Source organism: Lentibacillus sp. L22, from assembly GCF_040812445.1.
Lineage (GTDB): Bacteria > Bacillota > Bacilli > Bacillales > Amphibacillaceae > Lentibacillus_C > Lentibacillus_C daqui.
The window spans coordinates 21,672-43,708 of sequence record NZ_JBFNXI010000027.1; the positions used below are offsets into that span (position 1 = coordinate 21,672).

General features: G+C 41.2%; 27 protein-coding genes and 1 riboswitch. Of the genes, 20 read left to right on the top strand and 7 right to left on the bottom strand.

The window, feature by feature from the left end:
- Positions 1-28 precede the first annotated feature (28 nt).
- Together ABRT01_RS12110 and ABRT01_RS12115 are read right to left on the bottom strand one after the other, a co-directional pair.
- Entirely contained in the window at positions 29-1,762 is a 1,734-nt protein-coding gene (locus ABRT01_RS12110) for a class I adenylate-forming enzyme family protein (protein ID WP_367747457.1), read from the bottom strand.
- Between the two features lie 58 nt (positions 1,763-1,820).
- Positions 1,821-3,080: a beta-ketoacyl-[acyl-carrier-protein] synthase family protein gene (locus tag ABRT01_RS12115; protein ID WP_367747460.1), complete on the bottom strand. Its 1,260-nt coding sequence runs from the start codon at positions 3,078-3,080 to the stop codon at positions 1,821-1,823.
- A 319-nt stretch (positions 3,081-3,399) separates the two neighbouring features.
- Between ABRT01_RS12115 and ABRT01_RS12120 the strand changes: the two genes are divergently transcribed.
- From ABRT01_RS12120 to ABRT01_RS12145, 6 genes are all read left to right on the top strand, one after another.
- Positions 3,400-4,140, top strand: a complete 741-nt coding sequence (locus ABRT01_RS12120) for a class I SAM-dependent methyltransferase (RefSeq protein WP_367747463.1) — start codon at positions 3,400-3,402, stop codon at positions 4,138-4,140.
- Between the two features lie 151 nt (positions 4,141-4,291).
- Positions 4,292-4,615, top strand: a complete 324-nt coding sequence (locus ABRT01_RS12125; protein WP_269410162.1) for a hypothetical protein — start codon at positions 4,292-4,294, stop codon at positions 4,613-4,615.
- A gap of 164 nt (positions 4,616-4,779) precedes the next feature.
- The gene (locus tag ABRT01_RS12130) at positions 4,780-4,965 is read left to right on the top strand and encodes a hypothetical protein (protein WP_367747466.1); all 186 of its coding nucleotides are present in this window, start codon (positions 4,780-4,782) and stop codon (positions 4,963-4,965) included.
- Positions 4,966-5,118: 153 nt separating this feature from the next.
- Positions 5,119-5,385 (top strand): hypothetical protein, encoded by a 267-nt coding sequence (locus tag ABRT01_RS12135; protein ID WP_367747469.1) that lies wholly within the window; start codon positions 5,119-5,121, stop codon positions 5,383-5,385.
- Between the two features lies 1 nt (position 5,386).
- Entirely contained in the window at positions 5,387-5,509 is a 123-nt protein-coding gene (locus tag ABRT01_RS12140) for a hypothetical protein (protein ID WP_269410160.1), read from the top strand.
- A gap of 2 nt (positions 5,510-5,511) precedes the next feature.
- Positions 5,512-6,003, top strand: coding sequence for an SMI1/KNR4 family protein (locus ABRT01_RS12145; RefSeq protein WP_367747491.1), 492 nt, complete (start codon positions 5,512-5,514; stop codon positions 6,001-6,003).
- 124 nt (positions 6,004-6,127) lie between these two features.
- Here the strand turns inward: ABRT01_RS12145 and ABRT01_RS12150 are convergent, their stop codons facing one another.
- A complete protein-coding gene (locus ABRT01_RS12150) occupies positions 6,128-6,520 on the bottom strand; it encodes a type II toxin-antitoxin system death-on-curing family toxin (RefSeq protein ID WP_269410159.1) in 393 nt (130 codons plus the stop codon).
- A 256-nt stretch (positions 6,521-6,776) separates the two neighbouring features.
- Here ABRT01_RS12150 and cyoE point away from each other — a divergent pair, with 256 nt between their 5' ends.
- The gene (gene cyoE, locus ABRT01_RS12155; RefSeq protein WP_269410158.1) at positions 6,777-7,709 is read left to right on the top strand and encodes a heme o synthase; all 933 of its coding nucleotides are present in this window, start codon (positions 6,777-6,779) and stop codon (positions 7,707-7,709) included.
- 65 nt (positions 7,710-7,774) lie between these two features.
- Here the strand turns inward: cyoE and ABRT01_RS12160 are convergent, their stop codons facing one another.
- Positions 7,775-7,963, bottom strand: coding sequence for a hypothetical protein (locus ABRT01_RS12160; RefSeq protein ID WP_269410157.1), 189 nt, complete (start codon positions 7,961-7,963; stop codon positions 7,775-7,777).
- A gap of 134 nt (positions 7,964-8,097) precedes the next feature.
- On the opposite strand from ABRT01_RS12160, the gene ABRT01_RS12165 reads away from it, so the two are divergent.
- Positions 8,098-8,379, top strand: a complete 282-nt coding sequence (locus ABRT01_RS12165) for a GNAT family N-acetyltransferase (protein ID WP_269410156.1) — start codon at positions 8,098-8,100, stop codon at positions 8,377-8,379.
- A 315-nt stretch (positions 8,380-8,694) separates the two neighbouring features.
- Here the strand turns inward: ABRT01_RS12165 and ABRT01_RS12170 are convergent, their stop codons facing one another.
- Positions 8,695-9,048, bottom strand: a complete 354-nt coding sequence (locus ABRT01_RS12170) for a GNAT family N-acetyltransferase (RefSeq protein ID WP_269410155.1) — start codon at positions 9,046-9,048, stop codon at positions 8,695-8,697.
- An 80-nt stretch (positions 9,049-9,128) separates the two neighbouring features.
- Between ABRT01_RS12170 and ABRT01_RS12175 the strand changes: the two genes are divergently transcribed.
- The 5 genes from ABRT01_RS12175 (at position 9,129) to ABRT01_RS12195 (ending at position 12,429) form a co-directional block, all read left to right on the top strand.
- Positions 9,129-9,359, top strand: coding sequence for a helix-turn-helix domain-containing protein (locus tag ABRT01_RS12175; protein ID WP_269410154.1), 231 nt, complete (start codon positions 9,129-9,131; stop codon positions 9,357-9,359).
- Between the two features lie 10 nt (positions 9,360-9,369).
- Entirely contained in the window at positions 9,370-10,275 is a 906-nt protein-coding gene (locus ABRT01_RS12180) for an RluA family pseudouridine synthase (protein ID WP_269410153.1), read from the top strand.
- 136 nt (positions 10,276-10,411) lie between these two features.
- Complete coding sequence (locus tag ABRT01_RS12185) at positions 10,412-11,158, top strand: MerR family transcriptional regulator (protein WP_269410152.1); 747 nt, start codon at positions 10,412-10,414, stop codon at positions 11,156-11,158.
- The gene (locus ABRT01_RS12190; protein WP_269410151.1) at positions 11,155-11,805 is read left to right on the top strand and encodes a VC0807 family protein; all 651 of its coding nucleotides are present in this window, start codon (positions 11,155-11,157) and stop codon (positions 11,803-11,805) included. The genes ABRT01_RS12185 and ABRT01_RS12190 overlap by 4 nt, the downstream gene beginning before the upstream one ends.
- Positions 11,806-11,913: 108 nt before the next feature.
- The gene (locus ABRT01_RS12195) at positions 11,914-12,429 is read left to right on the top strand and encodes a GNAT family N-acetyltransferase (protein WP_269410150.1); all 516 of its coding nucleotides are present in this window, start codon (positions 11,914-11,916) and stop codon (positions 12,427-12,429) included.
- 168 nt (positions 12,430-12,597) lie between these two features.
- On the opposite strand, the gene ABRT01_RS12200 is transcribed toward ABRT01_RS12195, so the two are convergent.
- Together ABRT01_RS12200 and ABRT01_RS12205 are read right to left on the bottom strand one after the other, a co-directional pair.
- A complete protein-coding gene (locus ABRT01_RS12200) occupies positions 12,598-13,584 on the bottom strand; it encodes a DmpA family aminopeptidase (protein ID WP_269410149.1) in 987 nt (328 codons plus the stop codon).
- Positions 13,585-13,805: 221 nt separating this feature from the next.
- The gene (locus ABRT01_RS12205) at positions 13,806-14,645 is read right to left on the bottom strand and encodes a C40 family peptidase (protein ID WP_269410148.1); all 840 of its coding nucleotides are present in this window, start codon (positions 14,643-14,645) and stop codon (positions 13,806-13,808) included.
- A gap of 380 nt (positions 14,646-15,025) precedes the next feature.
- On the opposite strand from ABRT01_RS12205, the gene ABRT01_RS12210 reads away from it, so the two are divergent.
- The 7 genes from ABRT01_RS12210 (at position 15,026) to ribH (ending at position 21,957) form a co-directional block, all read left to right on the top strand.
- Positions 15,026-15,526, top strand: coding sequence for a PTS sugar transporter subunit IIA (locus ABRT01_RS12210; RefSeq protein WP_269410147.1), 501 nt, complete (start codon positions 15,026-15,028; stop codon positions 15,524-15,526).
- A 52-nt stretch (positions 15,527-15,578) separates the two neighbouring features.
- On the top strand, positions 15,579-16,397 hold the full coding sequence (locus tag ABRT01_RS12215) for a PRD domain-containing protein (RefSeq protein WP_269410146.1): 819 nt from the start codon (positions 15,579-15,581) through the stop codon (positions 16,395-16,397).
- Positions 16,398-16,460: 63 nt separating this feature from the next.
- On the top strand, positions 16,461-17,909 hold the full coding sequence (gene nagE / locus ABRT01_RS12220; RefSeq protein ID WP_269410145.1) for an N-acetylglucosamine-specific PTS transporter subunit IIBC: 1,449 nt from the start codon (positions 16,461-16,463) through the stop codon (positions 17,907-17,909).
- A gap of 278 nt (positions 17,910-18,187) precedes the next feature.
- Positions 18,188-18,338: riboswitch (FMN riboswitch) on the top strand.
- A gap of 190 nt (positions 18,339-18,528) precedes the next feature.
- Positions 18,529-19,644 (top strand): bifunctional diaminohydroxyphosphoribosylaminopyrimidine deaminase/5-amino-6-(5-phosphoribosylamino)uracil reductase RibD, encoded by a 1,116-nt coding sequence (gene ribD / locus ABRT01_RS12225; RefSeq protein WP_269410144.1) that lies wholly within the window; start codon positions 18,529-18,531, stop codon positions 19,642-19,644.
- Positions 19,625-20,254: a riboflavin synthase gene (gene ribE, locus ABRT01_RS12230; protein ID WP_367747483.1), complete on the top strand. Its 630-nt coding sequence runs from the start codon at positions 19,625-19,627 to the stop codon at positions 20,252-20,254. The genes ribD and ribE overlap by 20 nt, the downstream gene beginning before the upstream one ends.
- Entirely contained in the window at positions 20,238-21,437 is a 1,200-nt protein-coding gene (locus tag ABRT01_RS12235) for a bifunctional 3,4-dihydroxy-2-butanone-4-phosphate synthase/GTP cyclohydrolase II (RefSeq protein ID WP_269410143.1), read from the top strand. The genes ribE and ABRT01_RS12235 overlap by 17 nt, the downstream gene beginning before the upstream one ends.
- A gap of 49 nt (positions 21,438-21,486) precedes the next feature.
- A complete protein-coding gene (gene ribH / locus ABRT01_RS12240) occupies positions 21,487-21,957 on the top strand; it encodes a 6,7-dimethyl-8-ribityllumazine synthase (protein WP_269412603.1) in 471 nt (156 codons plus the stop codon).
- Positions 21,958-22,037 lie beyond the last annotated feature (80 nt).

Here is a 22,037-nt window from a genome sequence, read left to right on the forward strand (position 1 = left end):
AGATTTATTCCTTATGAAAATCCCGGGCCTAACCGTGTTTGGACAATCTCTCCTCAGCAATCTCCTGCAGCTTGAATTTTTGAATCTTCCCTGTTCCTGTTAACGGCCAGTCATTTGCGGTAACAAACCAAATATAACGCGGGACTTTAAAGCGGGCAACGCGTTTCCTGCACCATTCTCTGATTTCCCGCTTTGTACAGGGAACACCCTGCTTCAATTCAATAAAGGCTGCACCGGTTTCTGTTGTAAGTTGATCGGGGACACCAACAATATATACTTGGTTAACTGCAGCATGCAGCGAAATGACATCTTCAATTTCTTTTGGAGCAACCGTTTCACCAGACACTTTGTAAAGATCCTTACTCCTGCCCAAGAGCTGAATGTACCCTTGTTCGTCAATTTGACCCAAATCCCCACTACGAAGAAAGCCATCCTGATCGATTGCAAAGGCGGTTTCGTCAGGCTTTTTGTAGTATCCATGTGTGACAACATTCCCTCTTACTGCAAGTTCACCTACTGATCCTGCTGGTAAGTCTGCTCCAGTATCCGGGTCAATCACCTTATATTCCACACTTGCATCCCCAAACTCTGGATGACCTGCCACACCAGCCAATTTGACTTTGCCGACTTTGGTTGAAATGATGTCTAGTGGATCACCGATTTCAGTTAGCATGGTGGTTGATGAAGCCTCAGTTCCACCACATCCTGTACCAATTTCCTCGACCTTCAATTCCTCGACAGCACGCTTCCAAAGTGGTACCGGTGAAGGTGCGGCACAACATAAAAGGGCAAATAAAGACTCGAGTTGAAACGTTTTTCGTTCGGGTCGGTTCAACATGGCAACAAGCATGGATGGAACAGCGAGAAAGTCGTTGACACGATACTTCTCCATCAACTCAAAGGATTGTAATGGTGAGAACCCTAGACAGGTAACCATTGCCCCGCCAACAAACGAAACAGCGAAAAGCCCCTCTTGGAGAAAATAGACATGATAAAAAGGTAAGGGGGCAAAAATACGTCTTCCATCTTCATAAGCCCGGCTCAAACAAGTAGCAAACCCTGAACGTAACATCATATCATCCGTTAGCATAACTCCTTTTGGCAACCCTGTTGAGCCTGATGTATAAATAATCGCGGCGCATTCATCGGGGTCATCTGTTTCTTTCCACCGTTTAAGGACTGCATCATCTGAAACCTTGTCCGCTTCAGAAATAAAACTCGACCAATCTATAAAGCCATTTGGAATGGGTTCGTTGGCATTTGGTATACAAATAGCACGCTGCAAACGACTGTCAGGCTCTGCTTTAAGGTTTTCGACAATCTTGCTTATGATTGCTGCATGGTTTTGTTTACTTGCTGATTGATGTAAAATAAGCCAATTCGTATCTGATTGGCGAATCATGTAGTTTAGTTCCTCATCCCGAAGCTGTGTGTTTAATGGAACTGCTACCGCTCCAACCATGGAAGTCGCAATAAATAAAGCAATATAATCGGGGTCATTGGCCATCAGGATAGCAACATGATCCCCACGTTTGACCCCCACTTTCATGAATGCTTTAGCATATAAAAATGACCGGTTCCACATTTCTCCATAAGTAACAACATCATCCGGCATTATGATCAGCGGGCGTTCCTGATACAATTGACATTGACTTTTAAAATGGGTGGCAATAGTATGTTTTTCCCAGACAGGAAATTGCGATTCCAGAGCCTGCCGTCTTTCCTGAACGGTAGGGATTGTTGTTTGTTGATTTCTTTGCATCATATCTTCCTCCACCTTGACAGTAATTGATAACAATCAGAGCTAACATCGCTAAAAATTAGGGAGCCTGCCAGATTAAAATTCCATTTTGGCCGCCAAATCCAAACGAATTACTCATTGCTGTGGTAATACGCTGTTTACGGCTTGTATTTGGTACAATATCAAGCGGCGCCTCCTCATCACGTGTTTCACAATGTAATGTAGCGGGAATAATTCCTGTTTCCAGGGCTTTAATGGATGCGACACTTTCTATCGCACCTGCAGCACCAAGTAAGTGACCGATGCCTCCTTTAATCGAGCTAACAGGAATGGTATCCAATTTTTCGCCAAATATGGATCGTAATGCCTTTGTTTCGGCAATATCACCAGCAGGCGTTGAGGTTGCATGAGCATTTACATAATTAATGTCATCCGCTGTTAATTGTGCTGAGCGAAGTGCCCGTTTAATAGCTAATGCTGCACTGTAACCTTCTGGATCTGGCGCAGTATCATGATAGGCGTCGTTTGATGCGCCATAACCTTTTAAAATGGCATAAATATGTGCGCCACGCGCTTTGGCACGTTCAAGTGGTTCAAGCACAAACAATGCCGATCCTTCCCCCATTACCATCCCAGTCCGATTGGCATCGAATGGGCGTGACCATGTGGTTGGATCATCCGGCCCTTTTGTAGCTAATGCACCAGCATCACGCAATCCTGATAAGAAGACATTTGACCATAAACTGTCGGCCCCACCCGCCAATACGAAATCAACGTCATCACGAAAGAACCAGAAAGTGGACTCACCAATAGAATTCGCCGAAGCTGCACAGGCGGTCACGTAGGTCACAGATGGTCCGTGGAAGCCATATTGCATAGAAATTGTACTCGATGCTGCATTGGGAATAGCCTTGGAAATCATCCGTGGACCAACCCGTTTGGCGCTTCCGGTTGCTAATTTTTCAGAACCAGCTTCAAGGGATTGAATACCGCCAAATGCTGTGCCAATTGCTGTTCCGATTCGGTCAGGATCAACTTCAGGTACAAGCGTCTCCCCATCACTTTTTAAAAGTTGTGCATCTGTTAATGCTTCTTTTGCCGCAACAAGGGAAAGTTGAGTAAAACGATCTGTATTTTTGGCAAGTCTTTTTGGGAGAAAATTCAATGGGTCAAAATCAGGAACACGAGCCCCTACTGGAGACCATTTACGTAATTGGTCATCCTCGACCCTGTTTACCGCCGAATGATTGGCGATTAAATTTTCCCAAAATGTTGAAAGTCCAACGCCATATGGTGATACTGTCCCAATTCCAGTTACAGCGATTGTTGGTTGGTTCATATAAAAACCTCCTCAAGTTTGATCTTGTTGTAAACCTTGTATTCTATGTAAAATTGTATCCTCTGATTTAATCATTAGTCCGGATTACCAAACCAAATCAAAAATCAAATGTTGATTCTGAACATTATTATAACGCATAGAGTGATAGGGCTCAAATACACGCATTTTATACTCTTGATTTTGAAATGAAATTGCAATACGTTTAAATTTCACATTGTTCAAAGGGTCTTTTATAATGTATGAAATAGTGGTTAACGTTTACATGATTTTTTAATGTTAATTTTAGGATGGTTGTTTTAGTGAGGGGTTGTGTTAACAATTGAAACAAAATAAATATGATGATCCAAATTTCTTTTCTGCGTATGAACAGATGCCACGATCGGTAAAAGGGCTGGAAGGTGCTGGAGAATGGCATATACTGAAAGCGTTAATACCGAATTTGAAAAATAAAACTGTACTTGATCTGGGTTGCGGTTTTGGCTGGCATTGCCGATATGCCCGCGAGCAGCAAGCAAGCTCTGTAACAGGTGTAGATATATCCGAAAAAATGATTCAAAGGGCTTGCGAAATGACGAATGATCCTTCCATTTCCTATATAAGAGCGCCGATTGAAGACATCGATTTTGCAAACTCGCAATTTGATGTGGTAATTAGTTCGTTGGCTTTTCACTATATTCAATCGTTTCCATCAATCTGTGAAAAAGTATATGCTTGTTTAAAGCCGGGTGGAAGTTTCGTTTTCTCCGTTGAACATCCAATTTTCACCTCCCGCAATGAACAAGATTGGTACTGTGACAAGCTGGGGAATCGCCTGCATTGGCCAGTTGATAACTATCAAATAGAGGGGTTGCGTGAAACAACATTCTTGAATGAGTCTGTTATCAAGTACCATCGTACAGTTTCCACATATATCAATGACTTAATTAATAGTGGTTTCATGATAAATGCAGTTAAGGAATCATTTCCTTCCGAAGACATGTTAAAAAGTAATCCCGAAATGAAAGATGAGAACCGAAGACCGATGTTTTTAATGATCTCGGCGGAAAAGGGAAATAGATGATGGGATTTTCCGGGGCAACTGCCATGAAGAAGAATTACTTAATTAATCTCCCATATGAAGGTACGTTATCCAATGGCATGAAGATACAAATGAGACTGGACCCTCATGATAAAATTAAAACAGCATATCCAATCTACTAAGGAGTGTAAACATGAAATATGAAGTTATTATTAAGGAGAGCGACAGAGGTTTAGAAGTAGATGTGCCAGATGTCATTGCCCCTGTTGCAATTCTATTAATGGGTGATATTCAAAGTAATAGTCAACCTTGGTTGAAATTAATACACAAAGTCCTAAATGGTGACTCGAATTTTGAAGAATGTACAGGTAATAATTGTACGTTAGAAATACGACGACACATTACAAAAATAATTGATAATTATAGCGATGAAGAAGATGAAGAATGCACCATTGAAACAAATGAACTTGAAACGATTATAGAATTATGGTCAACAAAATTAAACGGGATGGAGTAAACAATTATTAAAACCCTGATTGGCCTAATGCCTTTCAGTTTTTTCACCTTTAAAAGAAGGTATGTAGAGGGCTTATTACGCGCAAGGATGAAGATAGTTTTTAATACGAACATGACATAGTAAATATGAGAAAAATAAAGTGAAGAACAATCTGGAATTGCTGTATGAACTGGATCACGAACAAAGCAAAGTTATTAAGTGAAGTCGGAGAAAACCTGGAGCTGTTGAATCAATACATAAACGAGATGGCAAGTAATTTTGCCTCCGATTATTCAATTACAACGTTTAATGGGTTATCGGCGCTAAAATTGACAACGCTTCCTGTTATTTTAAAAGAAGTGTACGGATAGCCTGTTGTAGGGGAAGAAGAAACAGGTATATGGATCAAGATAAAAGATGGCGCCGTAAAGTTTGGAAAATGTCCATACCACGCGGGAAAAGACGTAGTAATTGGCGAATGGTATTTTGGAAAAGATACGTTAGTTGGTCTAGGTAACACGGTCATGCAACCGTTTGACACCGACGAGTCAACGGCAAATATGGAGATTGACCCAAAAATGACCGCAAAATCCTTGAGTCATGCTATAGCTGGGTCATATAAACGTGATATGTTCAATGGTGATACAGAGAGCCGTTCGCATTGGGTAACATATGCGTTGGGGAATGTGGCCGTATCGGTGGTTGGGACAAAGTTGTGGGAACAATCACCAAGACAGTTGGCAAAAATACCGCATATAGGATCCGCGTCAGATCTAAGAGGAGGTTACTAAATTGAGTAACAATGGAAATCAAATAAAAACAGCTTTATCAAAATTAGGTGTTGATTCACCTACATCTTATTCCGATGCATTAAAAAATGAACGTTTAATAACTATTGAAAAAAATACGACATAATAATACCGGATGATTATAAGCAGTTTCTAAGGTGGTACGGTGAAACCTTTTTTGAAAAGAATATAATTTTTAAACCGTTGGAGCCACCACCTACAGCAACAGAGGACGGTAATCAATATTTCGATGGGTTTTACGGATTAATGAGTGAAAACAATATAAATCAGCAAATAGATGATTATAAAAATCGAATTCCTGGCAACTTAATTCCTGTTGGCGAATGTCCAGGAGGGAACCTGATCTGTATAGGCGTAAATGGAACATCCTACGGTAAGATTTATTTTTGGAATCACGAAAATGAACTTGAAGCCAGATTGATGATTGGTGATGTAGCCGGTGTAGAAAATATTGATTTATATTGGGACAATATATACCTTGTTTCGGAAACATTTGTCGACTTTCTAAACACATTGGAAATCGATAACAATGATTTTGAAGAAGATGAGAACATGGATGAAATAGAATTATGGTTGGACGATTATCTATTAGACGATTAGCATTTGAGTGAATAGTATGAAAAAAACGCAATAATATGATCGGTGAAATCGGAAATTTGTTGTCCTACCTTCTGAATAAATAAAATCCGTATAAAAAAGAATCCCCAATTTCGAGGATTTCCATTTATAACTGGAATGAATATTCCTTAATGGTCGAAGCTATTTGCACAAAATCGTTTTTATGGTTAACGACATCAACGGTAAAATCTGCTTGTGCCCATTGATTCAGCATTTCAAAATCAAAAACATTGTAGTAAAGAAATTGAGTGAGTGATGCAAATGCCGTCTTCTTATTGGCATTGTGAAACGGACGATTTTGTGCCAATGATTCAAAAAGGGCAGCTGCCTTTGTTTCAATCGTTGGGTATACATCTTTTCCAAATGCCGACTGTTGAGGACGGTAAACAGATGATTCGAGCATTGAACGGTCTTTCAACCCGATTGGTTCATTTGGTGAATATTTTAAGATGATATATTGATTGATCGCTTCAACTTCTTTAACGGTTAAATAATGCATCTTATCGGTTGAAATTGTGGTGAAGTGGCTGGACAACATATTTTTCACGCACGCTTTCATGTATTATCTTGATACCAAGATGAATCACTGGTAGGTAAAGGGATTTCGATGCTTCCGTGCAAACGCCACAAACTATACACCATATTCCCACTATTATCACAAGTTCTTTATACTTAAATAAATTCCTTAAAAGCATTACAATAGGAATATATCACTAAAATTTTTGGATGAATTCCACGTTCAAGGAGGAAATGGAATGGACAAAGTGGGGACCCTTTCATCACAAAAGGCTGTGAATAGTAAAGGGTTAACGAATTCAAAATCAATCATTTCTGACATAAAAGAGTTGTTTAAAGCCATTGTGTTAATTTCAAATGTGTTGCCGGTATTTACCGGATTTTGGCTGGCACTACACTTTACAGGTGCATCGTTTGCTGATAACTGGGGTGTATTTATCCTGACCATCGTTGGTAGTATGGCTGTGATGGCTGGCGCATTGGTTCTGAACAATTGGTATGACGTGGATATTGATACGGTTATGGCCAGAACGAAAAACCGGCCGACAGTAACAGGGAATTTTTCACTAAAGGCCGTACTGAAATTGGGGATTGCATTGTCAGTCGTTGGGATGGTCATCTTGTTGTTTACCACGCTTGAAGCAGCCATTTACGCATTTATTGGCTGGTTCGTCTATGTAGTTTTGTATACGATGTGGTCCAAACGCAAATATACATTAAACACGGTGATCGGCAGTGTTTCCGGTGCGGTTACGCCATTAATCGGCTGGGCAGCGATTGAACCAGCATACCATGTTGTCCCAATTGTACTATTTTTTGTCTTATTTATTTGGCAAATTCCCCATACCTTTTCGATTGCCATTAAAAAATACGATGAATATAAAGCGGCCAACGTGGCGATGTTACCAGTTGTACACGGATTTGCGTTTACGAAACGGCAGATGGTTGTCTATATTGCCTGTCTATTACCGTTACCATTTTTATTGGCATCGCTAGGGACAATCTTTATGGTTATTGCCTCGATTTTAAATATTGGCTGGCTTATCCTTGGGATCCGAGGGTTTACCGCCAAGGATGACTGGCAATGGGCACATAAAAATTTTATTTACTCGTTAAGTTATTTAACAATCCTGTTTTTATTGATGATTGTCGTGACCATTCCGGGATCGTAAAAGCTGGCGTAGATAGGATTGAAACAAAAAACCAGAGGAGGCATATCGTTTCCCCTGGTTTTTTATCAACCTTTTTGTGTGTTGTCTTCTTCCTTATCCTTTAGCTTGTTTACATAATGGGCATTTTTAGTATTTTCAAAGTCACCGCGCACGCCCATTTGTGCACTACCTGATTGATCGTTAATAACCGATTCCCGCCTGCCATCAAAATGGGGTGCAGGATTTACACCGGTATTTGCCGTTTCTCTGGGCATTGATCTCACTCCTTTCCTGTTTAGATTAAGTTTTTTTGGTGGAAAGTATGTATGAAGGGTTCACTTCATTTCATGCATGTCAAAAAGCCATGTTGTTAAAGCTAAGGTTATGATTTTTAAAAAGGAGAATGAAGATGGTTGCCATTAAAAAAGGGGAAAACAAGTTTTATGTCGGTGAAAATGAAAAAGATCCGTTGGCAGTAATCACCTATAAGCCTGCTGATGACGGTAATCTGATTGTTGACTACACCTATGTTTCCGATGAATTACGTGGGGAAGGTGTGGGGCAACAATTGGTTGAACAAATGGTGAAATATGCCAGGGAAGAAGATAAAAAACTTATTCCTGAATGTTCCTATGCGAAAGGTAAGCTGAAGAATACACAGGCTTATCGTGATGTGCTGTATGAACAGTAAAAAAATAGAGTGGTGTAGTGATGCCAGACTATCATCGGGTTAGGAACGAAACCGATCGGGTGAACTTTTTATCGTGGTCTTTACCGATTTAAGTGGAGGGTAACGATTTCCGTGACTACTAAAAGTAACTATCGCTGTTTCTGCCAGTGCCTTGTTCACTTGTCTGCTAAAAAAGTGTAGAAATTTAACGGCGCTTTTGGCAGCGGTTTTCACTATTTTACGGCGATTTCAGCACTTTATCGGCGATTCACTTTTACCTCAGCCCCGATCCATTTTCCAATAAATGTTGCATATTCCTCATTTCACGGGCAAACCTTATCCTTTACCAGATTGTTGCCGATAGTTGCGTAATATCATTCCAGTCGATTTCATCATATTAACTTTTTCATAAAATGGTTGCAGATCCTCATCACACATCAGGTCAATCATACAAATGTCATCCAGCTCATTTAGTATTCGTGTAACCAATTCCTTGCCGATCCCATGACTTTGATAGGAAGGCAGCACCTCAAGTAGCGGAATATAGGCGGAAAGAACATGGTCGCTAATCGCAGTAATAAAGCCAATAACCTGATTCAGTTGTTCATCAATGGCCAGAACGACATGATCACTATTCTTTAGTAATCGCAAATGTGTTTCTGGACTTGGTGGATTCGGCCAGAAAATCATATATGGTATTTCACACTGGTTGTAATGGGAACAGCGGGTTATAATGGTAACGACAAACCCAGTCAGAAAGGACCATTCCCGTGTATCTCACCATAAAAGAAACCGCAGAATATTTATCACTTGATGAGCAGCGAGTGAGGGCGTTTGTTTTACAGGGTCGGATTCATTCCGTACATGATGGCGAACAATATCTGATTAACAATACCCAATTCACGACTTATTTTGAACAAGTGGAAAAGTACAAAAAGATGATTGAAGAATATCTAAGCGAACCAATCCCGGAAGATATAGATGTGAAAGATGAAGATTAGAGGGAAAAGCATGAAGCCTAAACATAAGCATGGTAAAAATGAACAGAAAACATTTGAATATAAGGTCAAGGAACAGTCAGAGCTATTACCATTTTTATTGAAAGTGTTATCCAACCGCAGCCGTAATTCCGTGAAATCAATGCTCACCCGTGGACAAGTATCAGTTAATGATCATGTCGAAACGAAACACAACTATCCATTGCGATCAGGGCAAACGGTTACGATCTTGAAAAATAAAACGGCGGTAAAACAGAGTGAATTCATTGGCTTGTCGATTCTGTACGAGGATAACGATATTATCGTGATTAATAAGGATGCAGGGCTGCTGTCGATCACTGACAAAAAGGAAAAGACGCGAACGGCACATCATCAGTTGATGGATTATGTACGTCAAGATAATCCGCAGAATCGTATTTTTGTTGTTCACCGCTTGGATAAAGATACATCTGGTGTGATGATGTTTGCGAAAAGTGAAAAGGTAAAGCGTAACCTGCAAACGAACTGGAAGGATAGTGTCAAAGAACGGACTTATGTTGCGCTGGTGGAAGGGGAAGTAGAAAAGCCTAAGGGGACGATTACCTCATGGTTAAAGGAAAGCCGTACCCACCTGATGTACTCCAGTCCGAATAAAAACGGTGGACAGCGTGCAGTAACCCATTACAAGGTGATGAAGACGAATAAGGATTTTTCTTTGCTGGAAGTCCAGCTTGAAACCGGACGGAAAAATCAAATTCGCGTGCATATGCAAGATATCAGCCATCCAGTTGTTGGCGATAAAAAATATGGGTCAACCGGAAATGCAATTGGACGGCTGGGACTGCATGCAAAAGTACTAGCGTTTGGGCATCCATCGACAGGGGAATTTCTGCGGTTTGAAGCGGCAATGCCAAAGTCGTTTTGGAAGAAAGTAAAGTAAAGGAAAGGAATCTACGGCCTTGTAGGTTCTCTTTTCTAAAAATGGCAAAAAAACTATTAGAAATTTAAGAAAACCCTTGCGCCTTACGTTACGTCATCCAGTATAATAAAGGAAAAGACGTAACGGGGGATGTCGTATGTATTCAATTGGTCAATTAGCAAAAACGGCTGATATAACGGTCAGAACGTTGAGGTACTACGATCAAATTGGGCTGCTGCCACCAAATAGTGTGGATCGCGCTGGTAAGCGTTATTATAACTCGGAAGCGGCGGCAAAACTGCAGATTATCGTTATGCTAAAGGAGCTTGGCTTTTCACTGGAAACAATCCATGAAATGATGGAAAAACAAGTGCAGTCTCCGAAAGATTTGCTGTCCATGCGTTTGCATATAATTGAATTGGAGCAGCAGCGTCTGGATAAGGCAAAAGAAAGAATCCATTTTTTAATTCAAATGATGGAACTAGAAGGGACGGAGGATTGGGAGTATTTTGTTGATTATGTTTCCTCAAACCAAGTCAGCGCCCAAGAAATGGCCGAAAAATGGGATCGTCATTTTACAAAAGGAGAACTGGATAAAATCGCACGGTTACCAGAGGTTGGACAGGATATCGAACAAATAAATAAATGGATCCATATCGTGAAGGACATTCGAAACATTCTTGGCACAGACCCAGCATCTCCAAAGGCACAGGAACTGGCAAAAAGATGGCTGGATCTAGCCTATGAGATGTTCGATGATGATCGGGAATTGGCCCATAAAGTGTGGCAGGTGAACGATGAAGAAAACCTTGGATTCTATCACTTTGATGAAGAAGTGGTGGCATTCATTAACAAGGCCTGTGAACATTTATTCCAGGAACAGAACGGCGGTGGGAATTTATGAATAAAAAACTAATTATTCTTGACTTAGTTTGCTATGGGGCCATCCCGTTTCTGATTTGGAGGTACGGCCGTGATTTGACTGGTGATTACTGGGCGATGTTGCTTTCCACAGTTCCTGGATTCATCTATACGGTTTACCGCTTTGCCAAGGAGCGGCAGTTTAATATCGCAGGGCTATTCATTATTGGATCGCTTTTAATCGGAACAACTGTTGATCTCTTATCGGGAAACGCGGAAAACATGCTTTGGAATCAAGTCTATCTGGGCTATGGATTTGCATTTGTTTTTCTATTGTCAATGATGGTAAGAAAGCCACTGGGACTTTACTTTGCAGTGGATTGGGCCTATTTGCAAGGGTTTCGCCGCAAAGATAGTTTGACCTTATTTTCCAAAAAAGGACTTTTCCAATGGTATCAATTGGTAACCTTATTGTTTGTTCTTCAAGGGGTCTTTCAAAACACACTAAAGGCATGGCTGATTTACAAATTTGGTGTGGACGGATATGATCAGGTGTTGATCTATCGGAAAATTAGTGGGTATATCTTTTCAGCAATGATTTTCGGCGGGTTTATGTTGGCTGGAGTCAAAACAAACAATTATTTGAAAGAACACTCCTCTGACTATGCCGCCAAATCATTTGTTAAGTGACAATAAAGTTGTTTGCAATAAAGATATTCCTTAATCAAGCCATGTAAAAGAATATTGCGATATTGCGTATAGAATACTGATAAAAATTCTGAAGGTCGGAGGTAAGTGATGGAATCAGTAATTCAAGTTAAAAAAGCAGATGAACGACACATAGATGGAATTGCAAAAGTATGTACAGATGGATATTGGGCAACATATATTGATTTACGTCCAAAAGAATATATAAATAGGATTATTAAAGAGTTTTATAACATTGAAAGAATCACAAATGAAATTACCTGTACAGGTCGAGAATGGGGTGGTTACGTAGTGGCTTTGGAAGATGGAGAAGTTATTGGGGCTGGTGGAGGTGGCATGATCGGAAAAAATACTGGTGAACTATTTGTACTGTATCTTAATCCCAACCGAAGAAATGAAGGCATAGGCACAATGATTCTTGAAGCTATTACCAAGCAACAAAAAGATTTGGGAGCCACTGAGCAATGGGTCTCTGTAACAAAAGGAAACAAAAAAGGCATTCCCTTTTATGAAGCAAAAGGATTTACCTTTAAATATGAAAAAGAGAGTTATGGAAACATTCAAAGTGAGGATTATATTTCATTAAGATATCATCGTTTTATCTAATAAACACAAAACTATGTGTTAATTCAAGAAAGTGGAAGGAGACTGTTTAATATAGTATATCAGGTTCTAACTGATTCTGACGTACGTGATGGATGGGAACTATACAAAAAGACCGATAAGCAATCCAAAAAAGAGCAGCATGTTTTTATAGCTGCTCTTTTCATCTGACTAAAAAGGAGCTTTCTCTACCACACGCCCCTTTCTGCCTACCGTTGTCTCTGCATATTTGAGCGAATGGACCACAGCTTCCTCGGTTGCCTCTACCACTGCTTGAAAAAGGTGATTCATCACTGGATGGTCATCGCGAATATGGGTTAGTGTTTCTGTATGCTGATCGCTTTCATGCATGTATGTATTGGCAGTTGAAAAGGCAATCGCGATATCTCCGCTGCCATTAGCGATCATACTGCCGGTTCGTCCCAGTCCAGCGGCACAGCGTTTGGCCAACCGTTTTAATTGCCGATCATAAAGTGGGGCATCAGTAGCAATAATCATCATGATCGAACCATCGGGTGTATCGATGTTTTTGTTATCCCAGTTGGCGAACAGGGCATCTTCCCGTTTGCCAAAATTACTGAGCACCAGGCAGCCGACAGTATAGCTATCATCACCAGCACGGACGATCCTTGATGCGGTACCAATTCCGCCTTTATAGCCAAAACAAACCATCCCTTTTCCGGCGCCGATCGCACCTTGTTCGACTGGCCCTGTTGTCGCGTCTTTAATCGCTTGAATTGCATGCTCTGGCTCCACCGCTTGCAGTCGCATTGAATTAAGATAGCTATCATTGCATTCTCCAACAACGATATTAATCGAACTGGTAGAATCGCCAATCTCCTTATTCGTTTCCAGCATATATTGCAATGTGCCTTGCATTACAGCTCCAACGCTAAACGTATTGGTGAGCATAATTGGTGACTCCAGTAACCCGAGTTCATCTAATTGTACAAGCCCGGCCGTTTTGCCATACCCATTAATCACCGCACTCGCCGCCCGGGTTTTCTTGGTAAATAGATTGCCACCATGGGGTAGAATGGCCGTCACCCCAGTGCAAATAGTATTTTGTTCATCAATTTTTTCATATAAAGTGACATGGCCAACTTTGACTCCTTGGACATCAGTAATGCCATTGAATTTTCCTTTGGATAGATTCATTATGTATGTGCTCCTTTATATGTATTTACTTATAGTCTAGCAAAATTCAGGAAAGGCACCGAAACAATTCACCTAAAAAATTGTACGGTGTTATCTGCAAATAAGAACAAGATTTGTGTAAAAAAAGCTGCTCTAAAAAAGATTGATAGACTTTTTAGAGCAGCTTACGATTATATTTAGTAGCATGTGATAGTTTTACAATGACTTATTATAAACCTTAGTTAAAACCGTTTAGCACCAATGTAATGTTTACCCCAATAATAATCCCATGAATCAGATGAGGTAACCTCAACACCAGTTGCTTCTGTCCCAGCGTGAATCATTTGGTGATTTCCAAGATAGATACCACTGTGTGAAACGCCACTACCATATGTTCCTTCAAAGAAAACAACATCTCCCGGTTGTGGGTTGTCTACTTGTACACCGTCATTTGCCCACATACCTGCATGCGTTCTGCTGAGTGAAATACCTTGTTGTTTAAACACATAGTTAATGAAACCACTGCTGTCAAAACCACTAGGATCTGTGCCACCCCAGACATAAGGAGTACCTACCAAGCTTTGTGCGATAGAAACAGAGTCTCCGGAATTTGCACCGGATGCATTAACCGTTTGAGATTGTACCGATACGTTAACTGGTTCAGCAACTTGTGCATTACTATTACCAGTAGCATTTCCTCCTGCTGCCGATCCATTATTCAATGCGTTCAATGTTGGAGTATCTACAACTCCATCGGCATCCCAACCTTGGTCATATTGGAATTCAATTATCTTTTGTTGCGTATTTGGTCCATAAACTCCGTCCGTATTTATGTCATAACCCTGTTCCTGTAGTTTCTGTTGTAAGTCGGTTACCTCCTGACCCTGATCACCTTGCGAAAGAATGGCAACACCAACGCCTGTACTTTCACTGGAACCTACTTCGGCTGAGGGAGCATTTGCATCTGCCTCCGGGGCACCATGTGCAAAAACGTTACCTGTCATCATTGGAGAGAGTGCCAATGAAGTCATCAAAGTAGTAGAAACGAGTGTCTTTTTTATCATACGATTTTTTGTAGCCAAGATTTATCCTCCTAAATTAAAATTCTATGTAGACAAAAGTAGATTCATGTCTAATATTGGCTAGTATAACAAAGAAATATTTCATAAATGTTAACGAGAGAATACAATCTCTTTTCAAATTGGAAAATCCGCTAGTTTCTTCCATCTTTGCTAGTTATCATGGATATGAGGCATACGTGTATAATTATTGCATTTCTATTTCTCTGGTGGTACTATAAAACTATCAATAGAATAATGATCACATGTTACTTATCCGATAAGGCATAGTGGTAAATGAGGAACAATATAATGTGCCTTTCATACCTCTATGCCTTTTTTGCTGTGTAAAATCACGTAAAAAGACAAATACTACCATGAAAAAGGACAAGGAGCGATAAATCATGGCTTTTAATCTATTCAAGAAAAAGAAACAAGCAGAAAATGTCGAAATCAAGGCACCGGTGAATGGTGAAATTATACCGATAGAAGAAGTGCCAGACCCAGTATTTAGCCAAAAAATGATGGGTGATGGGATTGCTTTGATTCCGTCAGACGGAAAAATTATGTCTCCTGTCACAGGAACAGTGATTCAATTTCCTGATACTAAACATGCGATTGGCATCAAGGCGGAAGATGGCAGTGAAATCCTTGTTCATGTTGGTTTGGAAACAGTCGGATTGAAAGGAGAAGGATTTACGGCAAAAGTGAAGGAGGGGGATAAGGTTTCCACTGGCCAGTTAGTACTTGAAGTTGATTTGGAATATATCCGGGAACATGCTGACAACATCGTTACGCCTGTTATTATTACCAATAGTCAAGACAGTGGAAGGGAATATCAAATGACCGATGCTAAAACAGGTACGGCAGGAGAAACAGTCATCATCACGTCAACCGAAAAATAACAAGCTAAAATTATTTTAGCTTGTTACCACACTTGCCAAGGGAGGTGGGGTAATGCGGATAAAGCAAATCCTGAACAATAATGCCGTCGTCGTAATGGATGGGGACGAAGAAACAATCGCAATCGGTGGTGGTGTCGGATATAACAAGCATAAAAAAGATATGGTCAATACCGCTAAAATTGAAAAGCTGTTTGTGTTAAAAGAAAATAAGAAACTACAGGAACTGCTGATGCGTATCCCTGAGAAACATTTTCTCATTTCGGAGGATATTATTGACTATGCTGAAAAATATCTGGGAACAAAATTAAACGAACATGTGCTTATTGGATTAACCGACCATATTTCTTTTGCCCTTGACCGGGAGAAACAAGGGATCCGGATCAAAAATAAATTACTTCCGGAGATCAAAGTCTTGTATAAGAAGGAATTTCATATTGGGCTTTGGGCGATCGATCATATTAAAAATAAACTGCAAGTGGAAATGCCACCAGACGAGGCCGCATTTATCGCTTTGCATATTCATTCGATGAAACTTCAGGATGGCAATCTTCATGAACTTGTCAGGCAGACATCGATATTAAAAGAAATGATTGAAACAATCGACCAAACATTGGGGATTAACGTGGAATCCAATGATATTGCCTATGAACGTTTAATTTATCATTTGCGGTTTGCACTGGACCGTGGCAAAGGGGAACAGTATCATGTCATGGATGCGGACATGCTGAAGATGATCACAAGTAAATTTCCGGTTGCCTATCAATGTGCAAAAAAAGTTGCTGATGTTTTGGCTGCAAAGCATGATATTCATTTACCAGAAGATGAACTTGGCTATATTACACTTCATATCGAACGAATGCAACGAATGTAAAGTACACTACCATCATATATTTTTTGAAAGCGATTATATTGAAATTCCAAGGGGGAAACAGTTATGATGAAAGCTTTACAGAGCCTGGGCCGGTCAATCATGCTGCCGGTTGCCGTTTTGCCAGCAGCTGCTATTTTAGCCGGACTCGGGAACTGGATTTTAGGTTTTTGGGAAGGTAACGTCATTGGTACATTCCTGTCGAACGCAGGTACATCCATTTTAGACAACCTGGGTATGCTTTTTGCAGTCGGTATTGCCATTGGATTGTCCAAAGATAAACATGGTGCCGCCGCATTGAGTGGTCTGGTCGGTTTTTTGGTAGTCACCAATTTGATTTCAACTGATTCTGTTGCAGATTTATTAGGAAAAGATGTAGCGGACGTCAACCCGGCCTTTGAACAAAATGATAATGTGTTCATCGGTATTTTAACCGGGGTCATTGCTGCCATGATGTATAATCGATTTAGTGGTGTCAAGCTGCCAGATGCGTTAGCGTTCTTCAGTGGAAAGAGACTCCCGCCAATTATGACGGCAGCCGCGATGGTTGTGGTGGCTGCGGTTTTATTCTTTGTTTGGCCGGTTGTATTCGGCTGGCTTGTTGCGTTTGGTAAAGCTATCAGTAGTTTGGGAGCAGTTGGTGCCGGTCTGTATGGTTTCTTTAACCGTCTATTAATTCCAACCGGTCTGCACCATGCGTTGAATTCGGTATTCTGGTTTGATGTTGCGGGAATTAATGATATCGGCAAGTTCCTGGCTAGTGAGGGAACAAAAGGCATTACCGGTATGTATCAGGCAGGATTTTATCCAATCATGATGTTTGGTGTGCCTGCTGCAGCGTTGGCTATGTACCATACTGCGAAAACCAAGCGTAAGAAACAAGCTGCATCTTTGATGATGGCAGGGGCGTTTGCAGCTTTCTTTACCGGGGTTACTGAACCGGTTGAATTCTCGTTTATGTTCCTTGCTCCAGCATTGTATGTTGTCCATGCCCTTTTAACAGGACTATCGTTGTTTATTGCAGCTACATTTCATTGGACATCAGGCTTTGGGTTCAGCGCTGGATTTGTTGATTATACATTAAGTTTTATGAACTCAATCGCCAACAAGCCGTATATGCTCATTGTTCAAGGACTCGTCTTTGCAGTTATTTACTATTTCTTGTTCCGTTTCTTGATCACAAAATTTAATCTGAAAACGCCAGGGCGCGAAGATGATGCAGAGGAAGCGGAGGAAAAGGATGTTGCCTCAACAGACGGAGATGACAAATACGCTGTCATGGCTGCCAAAATTTATGAAGGACTTGGCGGCGATGAAAATGTGGATGCTGTTGATTATTGTACAACTCGCCTAAGGGTTGAAGTAAATGATATGGATAAGGTGGATCAAGATAGAATCAAGTCTACAGGTGTTCCGGGAATTCACGTCGTAGGAAAACACAGTATCCAGGTCATCGTTGGAACAAGTGTACAATTTGTTGCCGATGAAGTGAACAAAATCCGTAATGTGAAATAACCTAAGTCTTGGATTATAAGATACAAAAACACCCTATTTTGCTGAAAGATAGGGTGTTTTTTTATGTCCATTCCTGCTATATGGGTAGCGGATATCTTCGCAAACGAACACCATGCACGGAACCTTTGCGGCGTGTGGAATATCTCCCTCACGCATCACTGTGAATGGATGTTTTCTCTTCCTCTCGATTCCAGTTAGACCTCTCCCAAATCCAGTCATATAAAATACTTGCAGTTTCTCTAAATTTGCGTTATAAATAACATACAAGTTCATATTGCGAGTTCCTTCGGGGCAGGGTGTAATTCCCGACCGACGGTAAGAAGCAGTCGTATGCTTTAAGTCCGTGACCCGTACGGTTGTCAAAACCAAACGGTGGATCTGGTGCAACTCCAGAACCGACAGTTAAAGTCTGGATGGGAGAAGGAATTTAGATAACAAGCATGATTGAAAATGGTTGATGCTTGCAAGCGGGTTATTGGTATATCCAGTGATCTCTATTTGCCATTTTTTGCATACCATGATAGATTCATGTGCTTGTTTATTTAAAATTCACCCTAACACGCCTCTGAAGCTGATTTCAGAGGCTTTTTTGTATTTGAAAAAAGGGGAGGTCGTTATTTTGCAGGATAAAGATTATATGGAATTTGCATTGCAACTTGCTAAAGCAGTAACCGGACAAACGAGCCCGAATCCGCCTGTTGGTGCGGTGGTGGTCAACGATGGAGCGATTGTTGGTTTTGGTGCCCATCTGAAAGCGGGTGAAGCCCATGCGGAAGTCCACGCACTGGATATGGCTGGGGAAAAAACAAACGGTGCGACGATTTATGTCACACTGGAGCCGTGCAGTCATACGGGCAAGACGCCGCCATGTGCAGATTACATTATTGAAAAAGGAATCAGCCGGACCGTTATTGCCGTGGCGGATCCAAATCAACAGGTTTCCGGCAGCGGGATTGAGAAACTGCGCCGGGCCGGAATAACTGTTGATGTTGGTGTATTACAAGCTGAAGCAGAGCAGGTGAATCAGGTGTTTTTTCATTATATAACTACGGGGATGCCCTATGTAACCTTAAAAACAGCCACGAGTTTAGATGGAAAAACCGCGACCGTCACTGGTAACAGTAAATGGATTACCGGGAAAGAAGCACGCCGGGATGGACACTTGTATCGGAATAATCATGATGCCATTCTTGTTGGTGTCAACACGGTATTGGCGGACAACCCGAGTCTTACCACAAGAATTGGCAATAATGGGAATAATCCCATCCGTATCATCTTGGACACGACATTAAAAACTCCTTTAGATGCCAATGTGGTTACCGATCAACAAGCAGAAACACTTATTTTTACCGGAAACGATGTAACCAGCGAGCGAATAGGACAATTTGCCAATCATGATCAAGTGACAGTCATTACGATGGAAAGTGAACAGGTACATATTGACGATGTACTGCGGTATTTGGGAGAAAGGCAAATCTCGTCTGTATTGGTGGAAGGTGGCGCTGCCGTTAATGGCTCATTTTTAACAGCAAAACGGATCAATCAATTCATTTTGTACATGGCGCCCCAGCTTATTGGCGGTGCAGATGCGCCAATATCATTTGCCGGGATGGGATTTGCAAGACTAAAAGATGCATTGCAGTTGGAAATTAAACAGGTAGAAACGATTGGTCAGGATATCAAAATTACTGCTGTTCCACGAAAGGATGATGACGATGTTTACCGGAATTGTTGAAGAAAAAGGCTGGATCAAGCGAATGGATCGTGTGACTGATCAGGCGGTTCAACTAACAATTGGGGCGGAAAAAGTGACGGCTAATATGCAGGTTGGTGATAGTATTGCCGTTAATGGCATTTGCCTGACTGTAACAAATTTTACCACTACTGATTTTCAAGTCGATGTGATGCCGGAAACGATCAAATCAACTTCGCTCAAACATCTTGAATCAGGATCACACGTTAATTTGGAGCGTTCCCTGCCAGCGAATGGCCGGATAGGCGGACATTTCGTTTCCGGACATGTGGATGGTACGGGAAAAATAATTGGAAAGCAACGACAAGCGAACGCAATTTACTATGATATTGCCATCCCAAAGGAATTCGAGACTTATGTACTTGTGAAAGGATCTATTGCTGTTGATGGCATTAGCTTAACCATTTTTGCGGTAGAAGATGGAGTAGTTACCTTATCATTGATTCCTCATACCGTCTCTGCAACGGTTTTGGGTAATAAAGAGCCGGGCGATCGTGTTAATTTGGAATTCGATATGCTGGCGAAATATGTACAAAACATATGGAATCAACAAATAAAGAAAGAGGGCGAGAAGCATGTTTCATTCCATTGATGAGGCAATTGCCGATTTAAAACAAGGGAAACCAATTATTGTTGTCGATGATGAAAACCGGGAGAATGAAGGCGATCTGGTTGCATTATCTGAAAAAGCCACACCGCAAATGATTAATTTTATGATTACCCATGCGAAAGGGCTCGTTTGTACAACGATGAGGGAAAATTTAGCGAAACAGCTGGGTCTTTCCATGATGGCGAAACAAAACACGGACCCGTTTGGTACTGCGTTTACCGTGAGCATTGACCATAAGGATACAAGAACAGGGATAAGCGCAGTAGAACGGTCACAAACGATTCAAGCATTACTGCATCCGGATGCAAGTGCTGCCGATTTCAAGCAACCTGGTCATGTTTTTCCACTGATTGCCAAGGAGGGTGGAGTGTTGGTGCGAACAGGGCATACCGAAGCATCTGTTGATTTGGCTGAACTGAGTGGAGCATTTCCATCGTGTGTGATTTGTGAGGTAATTAAAGAGGATGGAACGATGGCTCGTGTGCCAGACTTAATGAAGGTCTCTGAGCAACACCGATTAAAAATCATTACTATTGCTGATCTGATAACCTATCGAAAAAAACATGAAAAACATGTAAAACGGGAAGTTGAAGCGACACTTCCGACTGACTTTGGTGAATTTCGGGTGATTGGTTATTCGAACGATCTTGATGATAAAGAACATATCGCGTTGGTAAAAGGGGAAATTTCCGGCGATCAGCCAATCTTAACGCGAATCCATTCCGAATGTTTGACTGGCGATGTGTTCGGTTCCTTTCGCTGTGATTGCGGAAACCAGCTCCATGAAGCACTGGACAAAATCAATGAAGCAGGGCAAGGCGTTCTGGTTTATATGCGACAAGAAGGCCGGGGCATCGGTCTGCTTAATAAACTTCGGGCCTATAAACTGCAGGAAAATGGGATGGATACAGTGGAAGCGAATGAGCAGCTTGGATTCCCCCCCGATTTACGTGACTATGATGTAAGTGCACAAATATTACTGGATTTGGGTGTGCATCGGGTCGAGTTACTAACCAATAATCCGGAGAAGATGGGGTGTTTAGCGGCACATGGGGTTCAGGTAGAAGCAAGAATCCCGTTGCAAGCCGGCCGTCGTGTGGAAAATGAAAAATACATGCAGACAAAACAGGAAAAGATGGGTCACTTATTGGGCCTGCATGGATAAAAAAAGTGGCTCGATGCAGTATCAAACATATGTAGAAGGGATGAAACGAATGGGTAACACATACGAAGGAAGTCTGGTTGGTACGGAGTTAAAAGTTGGGATCGTGATTGCACGTTTTAACGAATTTATTACGGGTAATCTATTAGATGGAGCGATCGGCACGTTAAAGCGGCATGGCGTTTTGGAAGAAAACATGGATATTGCCTGGGTACCCGGTGCCTTTGAAATCCCGCTTGTTGCAAAAAAAATGGCAGATTCGAATTATTATGATACGGTCATTACTTTAGGAGCGGTCATCCGAGGGTCAACAGCCCATTTTGATTATGTTTGTAATGAAGCGGCTAAGGGAGTTGCAAATGTGTCATTGGAAACGGGCAAACCGATTATCTTTGGAATTTTAACTACGGACACGATTGAGCAAGCGATTGAACGTGCCGGGACCAAGGCTGGTAATAAAGGTGCAGATGCCGCTGTGGCAGCAATTGAGATGGCGAATCTTGTGGCGCAAATAGAAGGATAGTTTCTAAAGCGGGGTATCAAAACAGTTTAATCTAAATTATTTAAAATTAATTACTTTTTAGCAGGATTCTTGCATTTTAT

Bases quoted from the DNA above. Each gene is read 5' to 3' on its own strand.
- ABRT01_RS12110 (WP_367747457.1), bottom strand. From the start codon at position 1,762: ATGCAAAGAAATCAACAAACAACAATCCCTACCGTTCAGGAAAGACGG.
- ABRT01_RS12115 (WP_367747460.1), bottom strand. From the start codon at position 3,080: ATGAACCAACCAACAATCGCTGTAACTGGAATTGGGACAGTATCACCA.
- ABRT01_RS12125 (WP_269410162.1), top strand. From the start codon at position 4,292: ATGAAATATGAAGTTATTATTAAGGAGAGCGACAGAGGTTTAGAAGTA.
- ABRT01_RS12130 (WP_367747466.1), top strand. From the start codon at position 4,780: ATGAACTGGATCACGAACAAAGCAAAGTTATTAAGTGAAGTCGGAGAA.
- ABRT01_RS12135 (WP_367747469.1), top strand. From the start codon at position 5,119: ATGCAACCGTTTGACACCGACGAGTCAACGGCAAATATGGAGATTGAC.
- ABRT01_RS12150 (WP_269410159.1), bottom strand. From the start codon at position 6,520: ATGCATTATTTAACCGTTAAAGAAGTTGAAGCGATCAATCAATATATC.
- cyoE (WP_269410158.1), top strand. From the start codon at position 6,777: ATGGACAAAGTGGGGACCCTTTCATCACAAAAGGCTGTGAATAGTAAA.
- ABRT01_RS12160 (WP_269410157.1), bottom strand. From the start codon at position 7,963: ATGCCCAGAGAAACGGCAAATACCGGTGTAAATCCTGCACCCCATTTT.
- ABRT01_RS12165 (WP_269410156.1), top strand. From the start codon at position 8,098: ATGGTTGCCATTAAAAAAGGGGAAAACAAGTTTTATGTCGGTGAAAAT.
- ABRT01_RS12170 (WP_269410155.1), bottom strand. From the start codon at position 9,048: ATGATTTTCTGGCCGAATCCACCAAGTCCAGAAACACATTTGCGATTA.
- ABRT01_RS12180 (WP_269410153.1), top strand. From the start codon at position 9,370: ATGAAGCCTAAACATAAGCATGGTAAAAATGAACAGAAAACATTTGAA.
- ABRT01_RS12185 (WP_269410152.1), top strand. From the start codon at position 10,412: ATGTATTCAATTGGTCAATTAGCAAAAACGGCTGATATAACGGTCAGA.
- ABRT01_RS12190 (WP_269410151.1), top strand. From the start codon at position 11,155: ATGAATAAAAAACTAATTATTCTTGACTTAGTTTGCTATGGGGCCATC.
- ABRT01_RS12195 (WP_269410150.1), top strand. From the start codon at position 11,914: ATGGAATCAGTAATTCAAGTTAAAAAAGCAGATGAACGACACATAGAT.
- ABRT01_RS12200 (WP_269410149.1), bottom strand. From the start codon at position 13,584: ATGAATCTATCCAAAGGAAAATTCAATGGCATTACTGATGTCCAAGGA.
- ABRT01_RS12210 (WP_269410147.1), top strand. From the start codon at position 15,026: ATGGCTTTTAATCTATTCAAGAAAAAGAAACAAGCAGAAAATGTCGAA.
- ABRT01_RS12215 (WP_269410146.1), top strand. From the start codon at position 15,579: ATGCGGATAAAGCAAATCCTGAACAATAATGCCGTCGTCGTAATGGAT.
- nagE (WP_269410145.1), top strand. From the start codon at position 16,461: ATGATGAAAGCTTTACAGAGCCTGGGCCGGTCAATCATGCTGCCGGTT.
- ribE (WP_367747483.1), top strand. From the start codon at position 19,625: ATGTTTACCGGAATTGTTGAAGAAAAAGGCTGGATCAAGCGAATGGAT.
- ABRT01_RS12235 (WP_269410143.1), top strand. From the start codon at position 20,238: ATGTTTCATTCCATTGATGAGGCAATTGCCGATTTAAAACAAGGGAAA.
- ribH (WP_269412603.1), top strand. From the start codon at position 21,487: ATGGGTAACACATACGAAGGAAGTCTGGTTGGTACGGAGTTAAAAGTT.